This window comes from Legionella tucsonensis (assembly GCF_001468035.1).
GTDB lineage: Bacteria > Pseudomonadota > Gammaproteobacteria > Legionellales > Legionellaceae > Legionella > Legionella tucsonensis.
The window spans coordinates 114,959-139,051 of record NZ_LNZA01000008.1 but is presented as its reverse complement, the minus strand read 5'-3'; the positions used below and the strand labels follow the sequence as shown (position 1 = coordinate 139,051).

Genomic DNA, 24,093 nt, shown 5'->3' with positions numbered 1-24,093 from the left:
CGGCAATAAATTGTTAGCATGTAAATTTTACTTGAAGGAAATATCGACTAATACACCGCTTATGAAAAATTCAAAACTCAATATTTGTAACGCGACCATTCATCCTGGCGAACAGGTTAATCTGGCTCTACCTTTACCTGATTTCTATTCATGTACTTCATTTTATATGCCTATAAAAGTAATTCACGGCAAAGAACACGGACCCTGCTTGTTAATTTTTTCGGCTGTTAAAGGAGATGAGCTAAATGGACTAGAAATTATAAATCGCTTACTCGAATCTGATAGATTGTCTCGTATGCGAGGAACTCTAATTGCTGTGCCTGTTTTAAATATTCTTGGGTTAATCGGTCCATCAAGAGCACATAATGATACAAATCTTGAGCGTTGTTTTCCCGGTGTAGAAAATGGTTCGTATGGTGAGCGTATAGCTCACATTTTTACACAAGAAATATTAAGTAAAAGTAATTTTTGTATTGAATTACAAACTGGCTCGATCAATCACGAAATTTTGCCTCAAATTTATTGTGACTTAAATAATGTTGAAAGTAAGTGTTTAGCTCAAAGTTTTAGAGCGCCCGTTATTACCAATGTCAGCATGCAAAATAATTCATTGAGAAAAACTACGGAGCAATTAGGTATTCCCATGCTTGTCTATCAAGCAGGAGAAGCAATGCGATTTGACAAATCGGCAATTAGTTTAGGGTTATCTGGGATTCATAACGTGATGGAGGCTTTGAGTATGCTGGATGTGTCTGATCAGAATGATAATAATGTATTCAAGCCTGTTTTTTCTCAAGATCAAGACTGGATCCGTGCTCATCGTAGTGGTGTGTTTTTGAGTACCGTAGAGCTTGGACAAAGAATTCAAAAAGGACAGCGTATCGGAATCATTAGTGATCCTTTCAGTGCTGATACAGCTGAAGTTCTAAAGGCAGAGAATGAAGGAATAGTGGTAGGTATAAACCGTCATCCATTAATTTATGAAGGACAAACTATTTTTAAAGTAGCTACTTTTATTGATAATAATCGAGCCGAAATCGCTTTAGAAGCTTGGGGCAAAGAGGCTCAGGAATGAGTGTAGAAAATAAACTCAATTTAAAAGGTTTATTAGTCTGGCTTATCTGTGCGCTCTTTTTTATGTATGAATTTTTATTGCGTACAGTTGTGGGCACTTTTCAAGCACAGCTAATGATTGACTTAAACCTAACACCGATGACTTTTTCTTTGTTAAGCACAACAGGATATTTAGTCATTTATGGGGTGATGCAAATTCCTGTTGGAATTATTGCTGCACGTTTTGGATTAAAAAAAGCATTATTTACTGCTTTAATTTTTTGTACAGGCTCTACAATGGGCTTTGCTTTATCACATCATTTCGGTGTAGCGATGTTGTGCCGCATCTTTATGGGCTTTGGTTCTTCTTTTGGATTTATTTGTTTGTTAATTGCTGTCTATGATTGGATGCCAAGAAAAAATATCGCTTTGTTTATAGGTATTTCTCAATTTATTGGTACTTTAGGCCCAATGCTGGCTGCAGGCCCATTAAACACATTGTCTCAAAACTCCATGTCAGGATGGCGTGGTATATTTTTCAGTATGGCAATCATCGGTATAATTATTGCTGTACTCACATTGTTGTTCGTAGAAAACAATCGTAATAACCGAGAAAAATTTATTGTGCTTACTAAACCTGTTAAAGTATCAATAAATTTATTAAAAATAATCAGTCAAAAGCAGGTCTGGAACATTGCGCTCTTTTCGGGTTGTATTTACTTTGCTATTGAATATTTTTCAGAAAATATAGGGGTAGAGTTTCTAATAAAAAAAGGATTTTCTCCCGTATTTTCCTCCTACATGATAACATTGGCGTGGCTTGGTTATGCATTGGGTTGCCCCCTTCTTGGTTTTATATCTGATAAATTACAACGCCGAAAACCTCTAATGCTCACAAGTGCTTTTACTGCTTTAATCTCGTTATCAGGGATTATATATTTTTCATTTGGAGAAATACTAACAGGGACCTGCTTTTTAGCTCTTGGTTTAAGTGCCAGTGGACAAAGCATCGGATTTGCAGCTATTGCAGAACAGTGTAAAGAAGGCTATCTGGCAATAGGATTAGCTTTTAATAATGCGATGATAGCGATAATTACATCAGTTAGTGCTCCAATAATTGGGGGTATGTTGCCTTATCCTGCACAAATAAAAAATTATCAAGAGGCTCTCTTTCTCGTGATAATGTTTTCTATAATTTCGATTTTTATTTCAGCTTTTGCGATCAAGGAAACGTTTGGAAAGTCAGTGAGAGAAAATACCGTACTTTCTTTAGGACCAGCCAAACCATCCTATCATTTAGGTGTTGTTGAATAACCAAACCAATTATAAAAAAAGCAACTATTTCATAACGATCTGAAGAGATTTGATTCATATTCAATCTGACAATGCAAAATTAATATCCTATTATTAAATCAAGGAGGGTAAATATTATTCATTGCTTGAATTTTGAATGCATATGATTTTTTGAGTAACAATCAAAAGCAAGGATGAAATATGAAAAAAATACTCTTGACTGTTTTTGCGACATTACAGGTATCATGGGCATATAGTTCTGCTTATTTTGGACCAACACTCTGTGCTTATTCGCAATATGATTGTTTAAAAATAGTTCGTGGTGATAGTTGGGAAAATCTTTTTCCAGATCCGCAACAACGTGATATTGTCCAGCGGTTGAATCGCAGTTACAATGTTCTGTGGCCCGGAAAAGAAATAGCAGTTCCCGTTAATTTAACAAATTTAAGTCTTTTCGATATTGCTCCATTTTCATTAAAAGTTGATACTAATGGAGAGAAATTAATTGTTGTTGATCAGGAAAAGCTGGCTTGGGCTGCGTATAGCCACCAGGGGCATTTAGTAAAATGGGGTCCTATCTCTTCAGGTCGTGATAAATGTGTTGATAGCCCAAAATCATGCAGAACTCTCTCTGGAATATTTCGCATCTTTAGTAAAGAAAACGAAAAGTGTCAATCCAATACCTACGATAATGCCAGGATGCCTTATTGTATGTATTTTCATAAAGGATTTGCTCTTCATGGTTCTAATGACATTCCAGGGTACCGTGCGAGTCATGGTTGTGTGCGTATGTTTACAAAAGATGCCAAATGGCTCAACCATGAGTTTGTTGAATTATCCAGCGAAAAAAATAATTTTCTAGGGACTAAAGTCATAATAAAGCCATTACTCACCAATTTTAATGATTTCAACTAAAAAAGTAATTTTCAACGCCCAAGTTTTGTAAATTTGATGGTTTTGGCGACTTCACTCAGGCTTTATATATGGTCCGAGGGAGTTAGATCTCAGATTTTGCTGTACTAAAACGCAGAAGTTTCTCTGAAATTTTTTGGATTACCTTTGCTCTTATTTCTTTTTCTCTTATAAAAAGATGTCCACTATCAAAGTGTTTAAATTCGCAATACTTTAATGAATGAGTAGCCCATCCTAAATGATCTTCTGGAGAAACCCAAGTATCCTGTTTACCTAAAAATACGGTAATACTTGATTTTAAAGGCGATTCATCGCGATAAGTGTAGCTTTTTACAATGTTCATATCACCGATAAAAATCGGTAATAAGACTTTGATAATGCTTTTGTTCATTCGTTCATCGCTGTAATCAACAATGCCGTTTTCTTTAAATACTATGGATAAGGCCGTTAATAGTTCATCGTCTAACTCACTGATTCGTTCTGGGTTTAAATCAAATAAGTTGATGTTCATTTGGAGCAGTTTTTTCAGTAAATTATCCAAACTTTTGGAGGGGATACGCGGATCAGGATATGCTGACGCAAAAAGATGTGCAGGTTGCGGCAAATTATGGCGACGTAAATATCGACTCAGCTCAAATCCAATAAGTGAACCAAAACTATGGCCAAAAAAAGCAAAAGGTAAGTTGAATTCGGGTTTAAGCTGATTGGCTAAAGTTGAAATCAAGGTATCGAGGTCAGCAAAAGGTTGCTCCTCCATCCGATTTTCCCTGCCTGGCAATTGGATGGGACACACTTCGATGAAGTCAGGAAATTCCTGCTGCCATTCGCGATAAATTGAAGCACCGCCACCACCATAAGGAAAACAAAATAAACGTACTTGCGCTTTATCTTGTATCGTTCGATTAGCGATCCAAATGTTATCAAAGTGAGGTTGTGGTTCAGGGGATTCTTGTTGGGAACCTAACCATTGCTTTGCTAATACATACTCAGCAATCTCATTAATGGATGGACCTTGCATCATTAAAGGTAGAGAATAAGTGATGCCTAAGTTGGTTTCTATGATGCGGATCACTGCCAGAGCCATGAGTGAGTCCATTCCTAGTTCGTGCAAAGATTGGAATGGTTTGATATCGTTTTGCGGCATCGAAAAAATCATCGAAAATTGCTCCATTAAGTACTGAGTCAATTTGTTTTTACACACGTCATAAGGCAATGATAAATCGAGTTGGAACTGCGATTGAATCTCCATAATTTGATTAATTTGCAGTGTATCATTGAGTACGGTCATGTGCAGCTCATGACATGCAGCGATCAAAGCATAGTTTTTATCCAGCAAGTACCAGTCAGCAATGATGTATTTCCCTTCTGGATGTAGTTCTTTTAATACTGTGTATATATATTTCTGATCTTCTACTGAACCATAAAACTCAAGAGTACCCATATGTGATGCAATATAGGGTTTGTTGAATTGCTTGGGCAACAATAAAAAGAGTGTCTGGATACAGGCATCGATAATGCCTGGATGCATCTGGGTTACAAATTGTTTGCCACGCTCTGAGGGCTTGGGTTCGCGTAACTCACAAAACAGCTCATCTTTATTTGCCCAATATTGATGTGCCCAACGTATCGTATCGCCTGCGGGCATACCCATGTTTGTTATGCGATCATAAAACGTTTCGGCAGTTCCTAAAGCAGGGAGCCGCTTCAGGAGTTTGCTCTTGGTTTCAAGTGGGTTGTAGGCAGACAAACTATTCAGAGTTAAAGTACCGCTTGCATGCTCTATCCAGGGTTCTTTGCCATCATTGCTGTAGAAGCGAAATGGTAATACACTTTCTTCTTCATCTGTTTGGATGATAAGTTGTACCGAAATGGTTTTCTCATCCAAAACTAATATGGGTGATAAATAATTGAGGTTTTGCACCCTAAAAGAAGCTTTTTGCGATAATTGCTGTGTTGCATATGCCAACATTTCCAGATAATAACCTGCATGCAAAACATAAAAGGTATCTTGAACCTCAGGCATTACTTTTGTATCGAAGACAAATTCAAACTGCCGTGCTGGTAAAGGTGAAGCAAGAGCTTTACCTCGCATTGGATAGCTTGTATTGATTCTTTTATTAAGACCTTGATCTAGGGTTGGCCAATATGTTTTGTGTTGCCATGGATAAAATGGCATATCCAGAGGCGCATAAAAACGTTCTTCTTCATATTTTTTCCAATCAATCTGCGCGTGGGTCACATAGTTTCTTGCTAAAGCAGGTAATTCCAATGCGGAAAACTCAGTTATTGGGATTGGCATAGTAGATTTTTTTTGCTCATGAGTGATAAATACAAACTCATTCGAGACATCTGGATTTGTATGCAATACAACAAGTTTTTGGTACAGATCAGCAACTGAATCAGTAATGATTGCTAAACGTTGTGCATAATGAGAACGTCTGACATGGAGGTTATAGCAAATCTGTGCCAAATTTGTTTCCGGATTGTTTTTTAAATAATCACACCAACGAGCAATTAATGCAGATAATGCAGTTTTTTCTTTTGCAGAGAGGGTAAATAGCTCATCATCTCTGAGAGGCCTATCGATAAAAATGGGCTGCTCATTTGAAGATAGCTCGCATAACACAAGATGCGCATTCGCACCACCAAAACCAAAGCCACTCACCCCCGCAATACCTACATCGCTGTATCTGGGTAATTGTTCCGGCTTATTGGGAATCTGCAAAGAATAGCGCTCAAACGGAATGTGGGGATTGGCCTGGTTAAAGTTAAGGTGAGGAGGAATCAAACCATTTTTTAAGACTAAAGCTGTTTTAATTACACTGAGAATGCCTGCTGCAGGCTCCAAATGACCAATGTTGGTTTTGACTGAGCTAATCCAACACGGTTTGTCAGTGCCACGATTTTTGCCGATTACTTCTCCTAAAGCTTGAGTTTCAATCGGATCGCCAAGGAACGTACCTGTTCCATGGCATTCGATATAGGAAACATAGGCAGGATCTGTTTTGGCCATTCGATAAGCTGCCTTCAATAATTGTTCTTGCTGCAAGCCATTAGGTGCCGTTAGGCCGTTTGTTTTGCCATCTTGATTTACTGCGCCTCCAGTGATTACTGCATAGACTTTGTCCTTGTCCTGTACTGCTTTGGCAAGTGGTTTCAAAATAATGGCGCCAGCCCCTTCTCCTTGCACGTAACCATCTGCTTTGGCATCAAAAGTATGGCATTGTCCGGTAGGGGAAAGCATGGTTGCTTTGGCTAATACCGAATGAATGGAAGGCAATAGATTGATATTTACTGCGCTGACTAAGGCGGTATCACATAATTTTGCTTGCAGGTTTAAGCACGCTAATTGAATGGCAATGAGCGAAGAAGAACATGCAGTATCTAATACCAGGCTGGGACCACGCAAATCGAATAAATACGACAAGCGATTTGCTGCCATGCTGATAGCGCTTCCTGTAGGAATAAATAAAGCATCCATATCTGAATCCAGTTTTTGCAGGTGGGCAAACTGGCTGGCATACAAACTGGAAAAAACACCCATATTGGAGCCTGATAAGGCATCAACGGTTAAACCTGCGTCTTCAAACGATTCATAGGATACCTCCAATAAGATGCGTTGTTGCGGATCCATGCGCATTGCTTCACGTGGACTGATGCCAAAAAAATATGCATCAAACGCGTCAATATGGGGTAAATAACCGCCCCAATAAGCCAAATTGGCGTCACGTTGAGCTATTTCGCGAGTGCCTTTCAACAGCTCCCAGCGTTCCCCAGGAAGTGGCGAAATGACATTTTTTCCTTGACATAACAACTCCCAAAATTCTTGCGGATTATTGGCTTCAGGTAAGCGGCAGCTCATTCCAATAATCGCAATAGGATCAAATAATTTTTCATTCTGCTCTTGTAAACGTTTCTTGAGCTTTTGAATCATTAATAAGGACTTTTTTAAAGTAGTTGTATCATTCATAAGTCAGCTCTAATTCTTTTAATTCCAATTCAAGCAGTTCATTGAGTTGGGCGTCATTTAATTGATCCAGATCAAGGGTTTCTTTTGCGCTAAAAAGTGCAGAGTCTGGTTCACAGTTGATTTGTACGCATTGCAGGATGTAACCTGTTAATTGATTTAAAGTAGGATAGCGATATAAATCCATCGGCGCGACGACATCAGGGAAATGCTTGCCCAGTTGTTCGGTATAATCGATACCCGTAATGGAATCCATTCCATATTGTTGGAAGGGAGTCTCTTGGTCAATTTCAGTGGCTTCTAATCCTAATACTGAGGCAAAGCAATTCAAGACTAAGGCAGTAATTTCTTCCTGATTTAATGAGGAAACAATTGCGGTTTGTGTGCTTGCAGTATATTCGGCAACAAAATGGGTAAAGAAATCAAGTTGTTTCGCGGTGGCATTGACTTGTAAAAATTTCTTCCATTGAATGTTGCATACTGTAATTTCAGCTGGATTGAGTTTCAGCAAAGTATTAAATAAAGCCATTCCTTCTTTAATGCTGAGAGAGGCCATCCCTACAGCATCTAAAAACGCATCATGATTGTGCCTATGACTCATTCCTTTTTCTGACCAAGCGACCCAGTTAATACTTGATGCGGGCAACTGCACACCACGGCGATATAAGGCAAGGCCGTTCATAAATTCATTCGCCACTGCATAAGCACTGAGTCCAGCCATCCCAAAATGGGGAACTGCCGCGATAGAAGAAAACAATACAAAAGAAGACAATTGGGCTTGCAAAAAAAGTTCATGCAATACCAACGAGCCTTGTATTTTTACACGTAATACATCACGCCATAATGTTTCGTCCATATCAGCGATCGTGACATTATCCGTAGTAATTCCAGCTAAGTGAAAAACACCATCAATAGATTGTTGCCATGCTTGTTCAACATCTCTGATCGCTTGGCGCATTTGTTCTTTATCAGCCACATCAACTGCCGCATAGCGAACGTGTGCACCTTGAGCTTCTAACTGTTTAAGCCAGGTATTTTTCTCTGGAGTATGGGGCGATAGTTCTTTCGTGCCGGTAAGTAAAATAAAACGCGTCCCTTGAGTTACAATAAATTTCGCTACTTCATAGCCTAAAGCGCCTAAACCTCCGGTAATTAATGCAGCAACAGGCGCTTTCCAGGAAGGATTCACTTCCTGATTTTGTGGCAGCTCATGAGGAAGAAAGCGAATGGTGTATCTTTCGGAGGCACGGTAGGCAATGTGATTTTGTTTGCTTTGATAAAGTCCTATTTCCTTAATCAGGATCTTAACATTTTGCTCTATGTTTTCATTCGCATCTAAATCAAGCAATAAAGCCTGGTATTTTGCTTGTTCGGCAGCAAAAATACGGGTCATGGACCAGAGATGATGTTGCCAGATATTAAGAATATCTGAAGTGGTAACGTGCTGTGCCGATTGCGATGCAAGACAAAAGGTTAATTGATGCGACCAAGAATGCTGGGTCATGGCTTGGAAAAGATATAATAATGCATGGGCAGGATCCAATTGGCTTTCTTTACTTGCATCATATGCAGAACATAAATAGATAATTCCCCTTAAATGTGCTCCATCTTGGGCATGAATTGTTGTAAAGAGCTGTTCATAATCTGTTTTTTGTGAGGCATTGATGGTGTACTCATGCTCATGAGTTGATGCAAATTGATTGCGGGCAAAACAATAAATACCCGCCTGTTCACCAAGCTCCTGCTTTAATACAGGCACTGACTCTGGTTCACAGAATATAAGCCATTTTCCTTTACGATGAATTAATGCAGGCTGAGCCGTCTGTGGATTTTTCTCCCACTGAGTGATGTAGAGCCAATCTTGGACATCGACCTGCTTTGTATCAACAGGAGGTTGGTGAGTCGCTGGTTGCGGCGTTGGCTGAGCTGTAAGAAGTGTTTCTGCTTCTTTTGTAGGTATCCAGCAGCGTCGTTTCGTAAATGGATAAGTAGGTAATGAAATAAGATTGGGTAATGGTTTGTATAATCGTTCCCAATCCACCTTTGTCCCATTAATCCAATGCTGGACTATGTCTTCATAGCGTTTTGTGTTGATTAATTCTTCTATATGGGTAACTACTTGGTGGTTACTCTGAGTCTTATGATTTACCCAAGTATTTGAGTCATTATTATGAGGATAGTTAGTTAGGGCAGCAAGCAATTCGTCAGTGTTTGTTGCAATAACCGCAAATCGGGCCATCATGTGCTCTCGCCCTGTTTGTAAAGTAAAGCATGCATCTCTGAGCCATTCTTTATTTTGTGTATGACTGTTTTGCTGCACATAACGATGCATTTGTTGTATGTATATTGCCAAACGCTCTTCATTTAATGCAGATAATAAGAAAACGTATGGGCTATTTACTGTATTTTGGGGTTTTATTGAGGGGACATATTCTTCGATAATCATATGCACGTTGGCGCCGCCTGCACCAAAGGAGCTGACTCCAGCGCGACGCGGTGAATTATTATCAGGTTGCCAATCGCTCAGTTCTTGCTGAACATAAAAAGGTGAGTTTTGAAAATCAATAAAAGGGTTTAATTGCGTACTATGTAATGTGGGCACTAATTTTTGGTGACGCATTTGTAAAAGTACCTTGGCCAATTGCGATATGCCTGCAGCGGACTCCAGATGTCCAATATTGGACTTAACAGAACCAATCGCACAAAATTGTTTGTCTTCGGTATAGTTTTCAAAAGCATCTTGTAAGCCGCGAATTTCTATGGGGTCACCCAATGCGGTTCCTGTGCCATGCGCTTCGATATAAGATATCGTTCGTGCGTCAATATCAGCATTTTTTAAAGCTTGGAGAATTACAGCTGCCTGGGCATTAGGATTAGGAACAGTATAACCGCTGGTTTTGCCTCCATGATTCATACTGCTTCCTTTAATTACCCCGTAAATCCTATCATTATCAGCAATTGCATCAGCCAAAGGTTTTAATAATACCGAGCCAACTCCCTCTGCCGGCACATAGCCTGTCCCACCTTCAGCAAAACTCGCGCAACGCCCTTGTTCGGACATAAAGTTAAAACTGCCCAGGAAGTGATACTTGCTGGGGTGTAATGACAAATTAACCCCACCGGCAATCGCCATCGCACAATCACCACGCAAGAGGCTCTCACACGCTAAATGAATTGCAGCCAAAGAGGAGGAGCACGCCGTATCGACAACAAAGCTTGGGCCATTTACATCAAGGAAGTAAGAAATACGGTTTGCCACGGAGAACGTTTGAACATCTAGCGGGACCCGATTTCCTTTTTGCCACTCTTCGGCGATAAATAAGGGGTAAAAATTATAAGTTACTCCAGCAAAGACACCGACTGAATTTTTGGTTTTACGTTTTAATTTGTCACGGGTATAGCCTGCATCTTCCAATGTTGACCATACGGACTGCATGAACAAGCGTTCTTGCGGATCCATAAGTCCTGCATCGCGTGGTGAAATATTAAAAAACAACGGATCAAATTTATCGATATCAGGAATAAAACCCCCGTGAGGGAAGTAGTGTTCTTCACCTCCAATCACTACAGGGTACTCTTTATAGTTCCAGCGATCAGCAGGAACTTCACTGACACAGTCGCGTCCGGATCTTAAGTTCTGCCAAAACTCATCCATGGAGTTGGCCATAGGAAAGGTACCGCTTAAACCGATAATGGCAATATCACGAGATGAATGATTTATCTTGGGTATAGAGGTTAGGGGTTTATCTGCTTCCTTTTCAAGAGGAGTTGCTAATGGTATGGGCTTGCCTTCGAACACCAGTGTGGATAGTTTTTCTTTATAATTTTTAAGCAAATAGTTTGCTAAATCATTTAATCGATTGCGTTCATAGAGTAATGTTTTAGGCAAGGGGCCCAAGTCTTTTTCCAAGCGATTGGTAATTTCCAAGCCAATTAAGGAGTCTACTCCAAAAACCTCATACGTTTCGTCTGCTTGAATGAGTTCGGGAGAAGTTTGTAATTGTTTTGCGAATATTTGTTGTAAATACATCAGGGTTTGTTGATAATTTATCGTAGAATCCACGTCCTGCGCCTTGTGCGCCGGATCCATGGATGTCGTGGGCAAGCCACGGTACGTCGAGACCATAGATGTTTGTGGCGTAGGCATGAAATCGGATTCCAAATCATACCAGTAACGTTGTTTGATGAATGGATAAGCAGGTAAGGACCCCAAACGTTGAATTTTTTCTCCAAGATACACGTGTTGCCAGTCAATGACATAATGTTTTGTATACAAATCCGCCAAAATAAATAATTTGTGACGATATTGGTCCGAGTTTTCTGGATAAACTAAGGCTTTAATTGCTGACTGATATACTTCATCAAATACTGGCCCCTGAATCGTCCAGGTTTGCCCCTCATTCATCATGCAATATTCGGGAATTTCATGGTTGACTAATAAGGTCAACGCATTTGATAGTGTATCAAGAGAATCTACCACTAGAGCACAACGGTAAATAAAATGGGCTCGCCCGGCATTAAGCGTAAAACTAAGTGAAGGTAGGGAAACTGTTTCCTTATTTTGCTTAAGCCATTGGTGCAGATCCACTATCTTTTGTTGCATGCTTTCCTGACGTTTCGCAGAAAGTGTGATTAAATAATAGGGTTTGTCTTGCCAGTTTTCGGCTCTTCCCTGATAGGGGCGGCCTTCTTCAAGAATAATATGAGCATTGGTTCCACCAAATCCAAATGAGCTGACTCCAGCACGCAATGGAATATCATCTCCAGTTTCATTTTTGATGCGCTGCCAGGTTTGGGTCTCTTGGGCAATGTAAAACGGTGTATCGGTTAAATTGATATAGGGATTTAATTCATGCAAATGCAAAATACCCGGGAGAGTCTCATGGGTCATAGCCAAAATCAGCTTGATCACTCCCGCAACTCCTGAAGCAGGTTCTAAATGACCGATATTTGTTTTTACAGAGCCTAAGGCAATCGAGTTTTGCTTGGCTTCAGAAAGTAAGGTCGCAAATGCGCGTTTTAAACCTTCAATTTCTACAGGATCCCCTAAGGCAGTGCCTGTACCATGAGTTTCAATATATGTTACCGTATCCGGATCGAAATGGGCTTGGGTATAGGCACGAATCAATAGCTCGCTTTGTGCCGCTGCATTGGGTGCAGTTAAAGATTGAGCCTTACCGCCATGATTTACTGCAGAGGCTTTAATGACTCCGTAGATGTGATCACCGTCTTCTTGTGCTTGCTTTAAAGGTTTTAACAAAAGACTGGCTACACCTTCTCCTTTAACATAACCGTCGGCGGTTTTAGCAAAAGTTTTGCAACGACCCTCTGCAGATAAGGCGCCCAGTTGACTGGTGACCACTAGGGTATCGGGACTCAATATAAGACTCACACCACCTGCAACAGCTAAATCACATTCGCCATGACGAATTGCCTGTACTGCGCGGTGAATTGCAACCAATGAGCTTGAACATGCGGTATCAATGGCTTCACTTGGGCCTTGAAAATTGAAAAAGTAGGACACGCGATTGGCAATCATGCTATGTGAATTACCCGTAGCAATAAATCCATGGTGTTCTTTTTGTTGTTTGGCAATTAAAGTCTGATATTCGCTAAACTCAACGCCGGCAAAAACTCCAACGCTCTGTGAGGAAAATGCAAAAGGATCATAGCCTGCATCTTCAATGGTTTTCCATGCAGTTTCCAAAAAGAGTCGTTGTTGCGGATCCATGAGATTTGCTTCGCGGGCGGAGATATTAAAAAATCCTGCATCAAATTGATCGAAATTGTTGATAAAAGCGCCCCATTTGGAATTGCTTTGATTTGCTTGATTCCCATAATAATCACGCCAGTCCCAGCGTTCTATAGGGATCTCGGTTACTAGGTCATCACCTTTGAGCAAATGCTGCCAAAATGCTGCAAGATCATCGGATTGTGGGAAAATCCCCTGCATACCAATAATGGCAATTGACTCAGCTTTATCGGTTACTATCCGTCTTGGTTTTACTGTAGGGGCATGAATTTGCAGTTGCTCTGTTTCATGATGTGCTTTGGCAATAGCTTTTGGAAATTGGTTTATTAGATATTGACTGATTGAGTTTACACTACTGTGTGTAAAAAAGACGGCAGGAGTAAACTCGATTTGATAGTGTTCCGTGATCTTTCTAGCCAATTCAATAAAATGCACCGAATCCATTCCATATTCACCAAGATTTTTCTCTAATGCAATTCGGTGTTGCGTTATTTTTAATATTTGAGCTACTTCTCGAGTAAGAAAAGAGCTTACCTTGTCGATGAGCGCTTTTAATGCAAAATGGGTTTGCTGCCTTTCCTGAGTTGAGTTACATTGCTCCACATCAGAGTACCAGTAACGTTCTTTGGCAAAAGGATAAGTAGGTAAGGATATTTTTTTCTTGGATTCCCCTGCATGGATTTGCTTCCAATCCAGATCCAGGCCTTCTACATAGAGTTTTGCCAGTGCCATTAACGTTTCTTTATATTGAGAAGGATGAGACAATTGGTGCATCAGGATCGGCAATAGAGTAGTGTTAAATAGCCTGGTTTCAGACGAGTTTGTTTCACTTATTTGGAGAAACAATTGAGCAGGCTGTTGTTGTGCTTTAAGTTGTTGGATGAAGCGGATTGCCTCCTCAAGCGAACTGACCACCATAGCGCAACGACAATCAAAATGAGTTCTGCCTGCATTTAATGTGTAACTGACTTGTTCCAGTTCTGCTGATGGATTGTTTTCCAACCAAATCATTAAATCATCCAGACGTTGATTTAATGCAAGTTCGGTCTTGGCAGATGCCGTCAGCAAATAATGTGATTTATTACTTGTTGGTGCAGGTAATGTTTCCGGTGCTTCAGATAAAATCAGATGGGCATTAGCGCCTCCTGCGCCAAAAGAGCTGATTCCGGCAATTCGTAATGCATTGGGTAATGGCGGTTGCCATTCACTTACAGTTTGCTGCACACGAAATGGTGTTGTGGACCAATTGATGTTGCTATTTAATGGTTCAGAAAAAAGAGAGGGTACCAGGGTATGATGTTGTAATTGCAGGACCACTTTGGTGACTGCAGCAATCCCTGCAGCAGACTCACAATGACCAATATTGGATTTTACTGAACCAATAGGACAGTATTGCTGCATTTTTCTTTGACTAAACACCTTATTTAATCCAGCAATTTCAATGGGGTCGCCCAGTGAAGTTCCAGTGCCGTGCGCTTCTATATAGCTGACTTGTGTTGGGTCAATATTTGCTTTTTGGTAGGTTTCAACAAGCAAGTCGGCTTGTGCATTAGGATTAGGTACTGTGTAACCATTTGTTTTTCCGCCGTGATTGAGGCGGCTTCCTTTAATTATTGCATAAATAAGATCGCCATCTGCAAGCGCTTTATCTAGGGGTTTTAGCAGGATTGCGCCAACCGCTTCACCCGGTACATAACCATCGCCACCTTCACCAAAACTACGGCAATGCCCATCACGTGCTAAAAATCTTCCATGGCTTAGCAAGAGGTATTTATTGGGATGCAGGGAAAGGTTCACTCCCCCCGCAAGGGCCATGTCGCATTCGCCTTCATGAATGCTTTGGCATGCTAAATGAATTGCTGTAAGCGAGGAAGAACACATCGTATCTAGAGCGATACTCGGACCATGAAAATCAAAAAAATAAGAAACTCGATTGGCAATTGAAGCAAACACCGAATTTGTTGGGATAAATTGACTGGAAGAAGAGGACTCCCTATCAAACAACTGATACTGCCCATACATCACACCAACATAGACACCAACTTTTTTCCCCGCCAATGCTTCACGTGCATATCCGGCATCTTCAATGGTTTTCCATGCGGTCTCTAAAAACAATCGCTCTTGGGGATCCATTAATGCGGCTTCTCGGGGTGAAATATTAAAAAACAAGGGATCAAATTGATCCACATCCGTTAAAAAGCCACCCCATTTACTGTACATCTTACCCGGATTATTTTGATTTATATCAAAATAATCCGCCAAAGCCCATCGTTCCTTGGGAACTTCGCGAATACAGTCTTTCCCTGTATACAGATTATGCCAAAATTCGCTCAAATCCTTAGCTTCAGGATAACGACCACTCATCCCAATAATGGCGATATCTAGTGATTCTGTCATATTTTTTGTAAAACCAAGATGTTTGGGCGCTGTCATTAAGTTTCTGGGTGCTGTCGGTGAGTTTAGGGGTTTTGTCATTCTCGCGTAGGCGGGAATCCATTCCTGAATTGGCATTGGTATCTGATTTGTGTTCGATCTCAGTCTGTGCGGGGATGACATTTCTGCGTCAGGCACGTGTTGAATTAATTCATTGGCATAATGTTCCATGAAGTATTCAGCTAAATCGGCTAAGTTTTGATATTCAAAAAATAATGTTTTGGGCAGCTCCTTAAATTTATTGGCTAAACGTTGATTCAGTTGAATGATCATCAAGGAATCAATGCCATAATTTTCGAAAGACAAACTCCTATCGATATGCTCAGGCGAACATTTCAAAGTATCTGCCAGTATTTTTCTTAAAAAATCCTCGGTTTGTATACGTAAATTCGAATTGATTGCCAAAAGTTGAGCCGTCATAGATTGCTTGAGCACTGCATTATTCTTCATTGCGTTCAGGAGTTTTTGTTGATATCCAGGAAGCACAATGCAATTTGCAACGTTATACTGTAAGGCCTGTAAGAATGCGCTAAATCCTTGTTGTGTGGATAAACTGATGATCCCTAAAGTTTGCTCGAGTACTTGTTGGTACTCAGGCGCAATGTGTAACCCTCCTTCTTCCCAAAGCGGCCAATTCATCGCGACAGTAAGTCCAGAACAATAGCCATGTGCTCTTTGCCGTTCGCGTTCGCTGGCAAATTCATCTAGAAAACAATTGGCATAAGCATAATCACTTTGTCCTGCATTGCCAAACACCGCTGCAACTGATGAAAACAGCACAAAGAAATCCAAAGGTTCTTTACGCGTTGCGGTATGTAAATTGCAAGCACCGTAAATTTTAGGTGCTAAAACCTTTTCGATTTCGGGCACTGTTTTATTTACAATCAATCCATCATGAGTCAGGCCAGCAGCATGAATAATTCCGTTAATTGCGCCAAAATACTCTTTAGTACTTTGAATAAGGACTTGGACTTCCTCGTAGGATGATACATCAGCGGGTATATAAACTACCGAGGTATTTTTCTTTTCCAGTTCTGCAATTCGTTTTTGATAGTGCTCAGACAAAGGAGAACGGCCTGTTAATACGATTTTGGCTTGATAATGTTCTGCCAAATATGTTGCAAACAAATACCCCAGCCCCCCCATTCCGCCAGTAATTAAATAAACCCCTGACTTTTTGAGCATTGGTGCTGCTGTTATAGATAAAGGGAGGGGCTCGTAACGTCGAATATAACGGTGATTTTGTTTATCGTATCGAACTTCAACTTCATTTTGTGTTAGTTCTTTTGCAAGCAGGCTAAGATCATGCAATTCAATTAAACGACATGAAATGTTGGGGTGTTCTTGATGCAGGCTTTTTGCAAATCCAACTAAAGCTCGCGAAAAAAGAGAAGGCCCTTTACTGATACATACTAAATGGACTGGTTTTTTTGGTTTTAACTTACTGATTTGGCTTACCAACGCATGAACCAGATAATAGGTTTGCTCCAAGTTGTTTTGGAGCTCTTTAGCCGAAAACAGTGCTTCATCGAATTCTTCCAGAGCAATAATAATGTAGTCGCTCAGTGAGTCGATATTAAGCTGTGCAAAATGGGAATTCTGTATTCGTTGACATGATGTGGCGTGATCAGAAAATTGTTCTTTTATCAATTGTATTGACTGTTCATTATTTCCTAGAATCAGTATGGAGTCTGGGCGTTTTCTTGTTGCTGAATGCACTGGTTGAGCAACCCATACAGGAGAATAACAGGCGACTGTTGCCTCAGGTTTAATGAGGTCATGTACTTCGCCTAAGGTAAATCCCGTAATGACTAATAAGAGGGTCCCTTCAGCATCAATGACTTGAATATTAAATACGGGCATATGCTGATTATCTATAGAGGAAATCAGGCAGGCATATACATAACAGGTATTTGGCAGAGGTTTATAAATATCCACCTGGGTAATGGAAAAAGGCAGATAAAGCACTTCACGATTTTTAAGCAATGCTTGAGTTGTTTGTAAAATTCCATCGAACAAACAAGGATGTACTATAAATTCATGGTTCTTGGCAAGCAAAAAGGAAGGCAGGGTAAGTTCTGCCAAGAGATTCGTATCATTAAAATGGAGAGTCTGAATAACTCGAAAACTCGGACCATAGGTTATTCCTGCATTTTTAAAATAAGTATAAATGGCATCGGGATCTTGAGTATGCGGTAATGCTAATTTTAATTCCTTAATATTGAGCCTGGTATGGAGCGCATCAGGAGAATTATCCTGATAATGAATATTCCCGCTGACATAAGAAATCATTTCCTCTTCGTCAGTGATCGCAAATGAGATCCTATCTGTTTCAGGAAATAAGCGGACACGAAGTGGATTTGCCCAGTCCGAGGTTTTTATTGGTTTTTTCCAGGTGATTTTGCTTAGGGAGGTAACTTGCTGATTAGGTGAAGCCAGACTGGCGGCAACACGCGCCATTTCCAAACACACGGCACCCGGTAATATGGGCTCATCATTTACTCGATGCTCACGCAAATAAAATTCATTCCCTGAAAATTGCTTACTAAAAATAAGGGAGGGAAACGTAGAGATATGTTCATCAATCAATGCATACTCTAGCGAGGGGGGAAATTGCTTTGTCGATGCGGTGTCCGAATCCTCGTGTACTGGTATGTACACTCCGATTCCTCGTTCTGCGTCTTCTCGCACTTCACGCCTCTCAGTGAGTTTAAAAAGAGGTCTATTTTTGATCGCTACCCAATGAGACTCTTTGGCAAAAGGGTAAGTAGGAAGCGATATTTTTTCATGATAATTACCATAGAGTGTGCCCCAATCAATCGATTTTCCCTGTAGATAATCAGTGCGTATATGATTTAAATCCGTAGGGCTATCATGATTTATATTGGCTGATTCTATCGTAAGTAAATACTGCTCTAGATCATTGCAGGCTAAACTGGAACTTAATTGCTCCTTTAATTCGGCGACTGTATTCACGATGACACAAAAGCGTTTGGCAAAATGCTGTCTGCCTGCATTTAGAGTGTAACTGAGCGAAGCCAGAGTAGGTAAGTGCTGTTGGCGATCCAGCCAGCTGAGTAAATCAGTAATTCGTTGCTGCAATGCGGTCATTGTCATCGCCGACAGGCAAATCAGATAAGAGGAGCGATTAGGGGGAGGGACGTGCGTGTGTTTTGGACTTTCTTCAATGATAATGTGAGCGTTTGCGCCACCAAAGCCAAATGAACTTACTCCCGCTCTTCTGGGGGTACTCGCTGCTCTCGGCCATTTAGTTGTTTTATCAAGGAGATAAAATGGACTGTCCTCGAGTTCAATATAAGGATTTAATTCATTGAAATGTAAATTCGCGGGTAAAATCTCATGGTGCATAGCGAGCAAGGTTTTAATGATCCCTGCAATTCCTGCAGCAGACTCCAAATGGCCAATGTTTGTTTTTACGGCTCCTAATCCACAATACTGTTTTGGTAAAGTTTCAAGGTTCTGTTCTAATGCCAAGTGTTGAAATGCCTTTTTTAAGCCATTAATTTCGATGGGATCACCTAGCGATGTTCCGGTTCCGTGGGTTTCGATGTATTGAATGCTGTCGATGGTTACTTGAGCGCGTTGGCATGCAGAAATGATCACTTCTGCTTGGGCATTTGGATTGGGTGCAGTAAGCGTATTAACATGTCCACCATGATTTACTGCTGTTCCTTTGATTACCCCGTAGATATGATCGTCATCGCGCAACGCTTGGGCTAATTTTTTTAATAAAATGGCGCCTGCACCTTCTCCGCGTACGTAACCATTAGCGTTTTTATCAAACGTTTTACAACGTCCATCTTCACTTAACATGCCCGCTTGATTTGCTGCAATAAAGGATGTGGGGGTAATTAGAGTATTTACCCCGCCTGCAAGAGCAAGATCACAATCACCTTGCAAAATCGCATGGACTGCCTGGTGAACAGCAACCAGGGAACTGGAGCAGGCTGTATCAATTGTTTCACTAGGTCCCTGCAAGTTTAAAATGTAGGATATCCGATTGGCAATCATACTATTCATGGTACCCGTAGTAAGATAGGCATCCATTACCTCATTTTTTTGCAACAACTCGGCATAATCATGATTAAATACACCTACAAACAAGCCTGTTTTCAACGCAGCAAGAGTGGACGGCGTGTATCCTGCATCTTCAATCGTTTTCCAAACGGTTTGTAAAAATAAGCGTTGTTGTGGATCAATTAATTCTGCTTCGCGAGGTGAGATATTAAAGAACGTTGCATCAAATTGATCGACATGATCAATAAAACCACCCCATTGTACGGTTAAATCTCGCCAGTTCCAGCGTGATAAAGGTACTTCACTGATGCAATCTTTTTCCTGACATAAATTATCCCAAAAGGTATCCACATCGGGTGCTTGCGGGAAAACGCCGCTCATTCCAATAATTGCGATGTCGTTTGTTTCCTTAATGGGTTGTTTTGCCTCTTCCGATACAGACCGTTCAGTTTTTTTATCTAATAAATCCATATAAAACTCTGCTAAAGTAGCATACTCATACAAAGCTGCAGGGGACAAATTGAGCTGGTAGGTTTCATTAAGTAGGGCTGTGAGCTGGATGATATTGATTGAATCAAAGGAATATCGGCTCAAGGGGGCATCCAAGTCGATTTCTTTTTCATCTATTTTCAGTACACTGGCCACCAGAGTTGTGAATTGATTTTCCTTGTCACGATTTATATTCCGACTTCCTATGGGCTTTTCTGATAAATCCTGGGTTAATACGGCAATATTTTGTTCATTGAATAATGATTGGGCTTTTTTCCGTTGCAGTTTACCACTACCGGTTTTAGGAATTGCTCCTTTAGGGCTTAAAACTACTGCATGAACTTCTACTCCATGATGTTTGGTGATGGCATGATGAATCACAGTCTTGATTTCAGGCCATAGTGATGAAGGGGTTTTTTCGGACAGTTCCTGCACAATAATTATCTTTTCTTTACCCCCATTTTCAGTAGAAAATGCTACTTGAGGGAGTTTGATCTGGAATTTGGAAAGTGCATTGGCGACTGTGATTTCCAAATCAAGTGGATAGTATTTTTTTCCATAAATAACAATGACTTCTTTTAATCTTCCAGTTAAATAAATTTCGTTATCGCGGATAAATCCAAGATCTCCGGTTTTAAAATAACGGTGATCGCTGCCAGGTACAGTTGCATTGAATACTGTTTGTGTTTCATCGGGACGTCGCCAATAACCCAGGGCCAGTGATTTTCCGGATAACCAAATTTCACCAGTTTCCCCAGCAGCAACGGGCTGTTTTGTTTCTGGATCGACAACAATTGCCTGCAGTCCTCTTAATAATTTACCACTGCTTACCAATCGTCGTTGTAGGGGGTTCACATCATCTTGAAGTGATAAGGAATGTGGTTCACAACCAAAAGAGGTCACCGCGATTGCACCGGATAATTCGGACATACCGTATGCAGAACAAAATTGCTTTAATTGAAAACCACAGGAGTGGAATTTGGAAACAAAATTCATAATCGTTTGATATTGAACAATATCTCCACCATTGATTGCCACTTTCCAGTGTTTTAAATTCAGCCGGGCAAGCTCTGCTTCTTTAATGTCACGCACACAAAGGTCATAACCAAAATTAGGACAACCACTGTGCGTTACACGGTATGTTGAAATAGCGGATAACCAGATAATAGGCCTGTTGATAAATGCAGCTGGAGGTACAATAAAAGCTGGTGTTCCGTGATAGAGTGGCACCAATATTCCGCATACTAAGCCATATACATGTGTATGAGGAGCCCAGGTCAAGGTGACACTCTTCTTAGTGTAATGCCAAACCTTAATGGTTTCTTGCAAACTATGCTGCAAGTTTCCATGCGTGATAATTGCTGCTTTAGGTATGGAAGTTGAGCCCGACGTATATTGTAAATAGGCTATGGTGTCCTCATTAATAGAAATTGATTGAAAATTTTTGGTCGATTGGATCTTGAGCACATCGGTAGAGAGTATCAGTACTTTTCTTTTTAGGATTGATTCAATACGTGAATGGTACGGAGAAAGACTTAAGACTGCGGCAATATCGGCATCTTCAGCGATGGTGTTCAGGAATGCCTCATGTTTCGTAAATTCATCAATTTTAGGACAAGGTATTGGTACTGCAATCACACCTGCATACCAACATCCCATCAAACTCGTTATAAACTCGACTCCTGTTGGATAAAGAAGAATGACGCGATTACCCGCTATTTGATGGGTTTGTAAATGTGCCGCAATAATTTTTGCTTGCTGATCCAATTCAGCTAAAGTAAGTTCTGCGGTTTTGTGTTCACCATCTTCTAAATAGAAAATGGCTTTTTGATGGGGATGTTTTTGCGCCCTATTCTGTACTACATGAACAATATTCTGCATGAGCAACTTCCGTTTGCTGAATCAATCATTTAATTTGCATCATGCTATCAATACTCCAGGATAATGTCATCTGATATCGAAAGCTAGGGGCCTGTGCTTAGACTCAATCTAGCGAAAATGTAAATAGACCCTAAATTTGTAAGTTTGTTTTTACCGATTAGTTAAAGTTTCGTAGGTATTTTTGGAGTGGGTCTTTAAAAATTCAGTAAAATCTTTGGTATCTAAAGGTTTACTAAAGTAAAAACCTTGCATTATGTAACATCCGTTTTCTTTTAAAAATTTAATTTGCTCTAGCGTTTCTACACCTTCTGCCAGACAATCAATATTCATCCGATGTGCCAATGCAATGGTGTTAATTACAATATTTCTACTATCGATATTGACTTCAACATCTTGAATAAAGGTTTTATCAATTTTTATTTTATTCACTTTAAATAGCTTAAGATTCCCGAATTCTGAATAACCAGTACCAAAGTCATCAATAGCAAGTGAGATACCCATCTCAGTAAATTTATTAATAATTGGAATTGCTTCGTTGTGAAATGCATTGGATTCTGTCAGTTCCAATTCGAGATACTTGGGAGAAAGTTTTAGCTCATTTAAAATTTTTTCAATACGCTCAACAAGATCGTGTTGTATTAATTGTTTTGCTGATAAGTTAACTGACATAACTAATTCAAATCCCCTGTTGTGCCATTTCTTTAGCTGTTTGCAAGCAGTACTTAAGACCCATTCACCAATAGGAAGAATCATACCGTTTGCTTCTGCTAAAGGAATAAACTCCATTGGAGAAAGCAATCCTAAAATCGGGTTCTTCCAACGTAATAAAGCTTCTGCACCGCAAATTGTTCCAGTTCTTAAATCAATAAATGGCTGATAATTTAAAATTAATTCATTATTTTCGATTGCACGATAGAGTTGGTTTTCAATATTTAATTGTCTGGAGGCATCAGCAGTAATCACTGTATTGTAAATGCGGACGCTGTTTCCTCCGCGTTCGGTCGCTAATGTGCGTGCCGCCTCTGCATGAGTAATTAACGTATCTATATCCCTACCATCAGTCGGAAATACACTGATACCAATACTTGCAGTTAAGTTCAATTCTTGTTGGGAAACATAAACAGCATTTTCTAATACAGCAAATAAATCTTGGGTACATTCTTCGAGTTCTAATGCATCTATGACTGGATTAATTAAAATAACAAACACATCTTTGCGTAACAACGAAATAAAATATTGTGCATTTTTTTCTGCAAGATGAGCAAAACGTTGGGCAATTCGGTGAATAATGGTTGCAGATGCTTGATGGCCAATACTGTCGTTAATTTTCATCATATTGTTTATTGAAAAACAAGCAATGGCAAATTTATGATGATCTCGAATTGCTTTTTCAGTGACACCAAGAATGTGATCATAAAGAAAACGTTCATTAGGTAAATCGGTTAATAAATCATGTGTTGCCTGGTAGGTTACTAATTTCAGTGACTTCTCTAATGCTTCCGTGCGTTCTTTAACCCGTTGCTCTAAGGAAGCATTCATGTTTTTCAGTTTACGGCTAAGTAATGCGTTTTCATAACCCAAACGAAATAATTTTAAAATGATCCTGTTCCCCACAAAGCAAGCAATGAGCATAAATATCCCAAGTACTAAAAATGAACCTGCAATAGAAATACTGGCATTACTGACCTTGGAATGAGATAAATCTATGATTAAATAAAGATGATATAAAAGGGTGGGGGTAAGTAAACACACAATACTGGCGATTCCCATCGTTAAATCAAGTGCAGTTGAGAAGGAAAAACAAATCAAAACAGCTGACAAGAAGAAAAGCGTAGTCATTTTTTGATCTATACTATCATTCATAAACAAAATGCCAATGCTGCTCCATATCAGGCAGATTAAAATGACGATGTAGAGAAACCCTTGTCGACATTTAATGATTTCTTTGCGGGTTATATGATTGTATTCAAAACGGAAAGCCCATAAGACATTGAGCAAATTTGCAAGCACCAGAAGGGTATACCAAGAAATAATTAATATAGGGCGTGTCGAATTATAGATTGCAAGAACATAAAGACAACCACCGAAAATATTGGCCAAAGCACCAAGCTTAACCATGCTATGAAATGATTTGGCAGTTTCAAACTCAATTTTTTGATTAATTTCAAGTTGTTCGCTGGAGGTGAGTTGTGGCGCCTCAATAAATTTACGTCCATACATGGGCTTTGACATAAAAGACTCCTTGCTCAATCATAAAAATGATAGAGTCATTCCC

The 24,093-nt window shown here is 40.0% G+C and carries 6 protein-coding genes; 3 read left to right on the top strand and 3 right to left on the bottom strand.

Annotation, left to right across the window (positions count from 1 at the left end; genetic code table 11):
• Positions 1-61 precede the first annotated feature (61 nt).
• The 3 genes from Ltuc_RS13310 to Ltuc_RS13300 all read left to right on the top strand — a co-directional run bounded on the left by Ltuc_RS13310 (position 62) and on the right by Ltuc_RS13300 (position 3,261).
• The gene (locus Ltuc_RS13310) at positions 62-1,075 is read left to right on the top strand and encodes a succinylglutamate desuccinylase/aspartoacylase family protein (protein ID WP_058521849.1); all 1,014 of its coding nucleotides are present in this window, start codon (positions 62-64) and stop codon (positions 1,073-1,075) included.
• Positions 1,072-2,367, top strand: a complete 1,296-nt coding sequence (locus Ltuc_RS13305) for an MFS transporter (RefSeq protein WP_058521848.1) — start codon at positions 1,072-1,074, stop codon at positions 2,365-2,367. The genes Ltuc_RS13310 and Ltuc_RS13305 overlap by 4 nt, the downstream gene beginning before the upstream one ends.
• A 180-nt stretch (positions 2,368-2,547) precedes the next feature.
• The gene (locus tag Ltuc_RS13300; RefSeq protein WP_058521847.1) at positions 2,548-3,261 is read left to right on the top strand and encodes a L,D-transpeptidase; all 714 of its coding nucleotides are present in this window, start codon (positions 2,548-2,550) and stop codon (positions 3,259-3,261) included.
• A gap of 82 nt (positions 3,262-3,343) precedes the next feature.
• On the opposite strand, the gene Ltuc_RS13295 is transcribed toward Ltuc_RS13300, so the two are convergent.
• The 3 genes from Ltuc_RS13295 to Ltuc_RS13285 form a co-directional block, all read right to left on the bottom strand.
• Positions 3,344-7,228, bottom strand: a complete 3,885-nt coding sequence (locus Ltuc_RS13295; protein WP_058521846.1) for a beta-ketoacyl synthase N-terminal-like domain-containing protein — start codon at positions 7,226-7,228, stop codon at positions 3,344-3,346.
• Complete coding sequence (locus tag Ltuc_RS13290; RefSeq protein ID WP_058521845.1) at positions 7,221-21,818, bottom strand: SDR family NAD(P)-dependent oxidoreductase; 14,598 nt, start codon at positions 21,816-21,818, stop codon at positions 7,221-7,223. The genes Ltuc_RS13295 and Ltuc_RS13290 overlap by 8 nt, the downstream gene beginning before the upstream one ends.
• Positions 21,819-21,968: 150 nt before the next feature.
• Positions 21,969-24,050, bottom strand: a complete 2,082-nt coding sequence (locus Ltuc_RS13285; RefSeq protein WP_058521844.1) for a putative bifunctional diguanylate cyclase/phosphodiesterase — start codon at positions 24,048-24,050, stop codon at positions 21,969-21,971.
• Positions 24,051-24,093 lie beyond the last annotated feature (43 nt).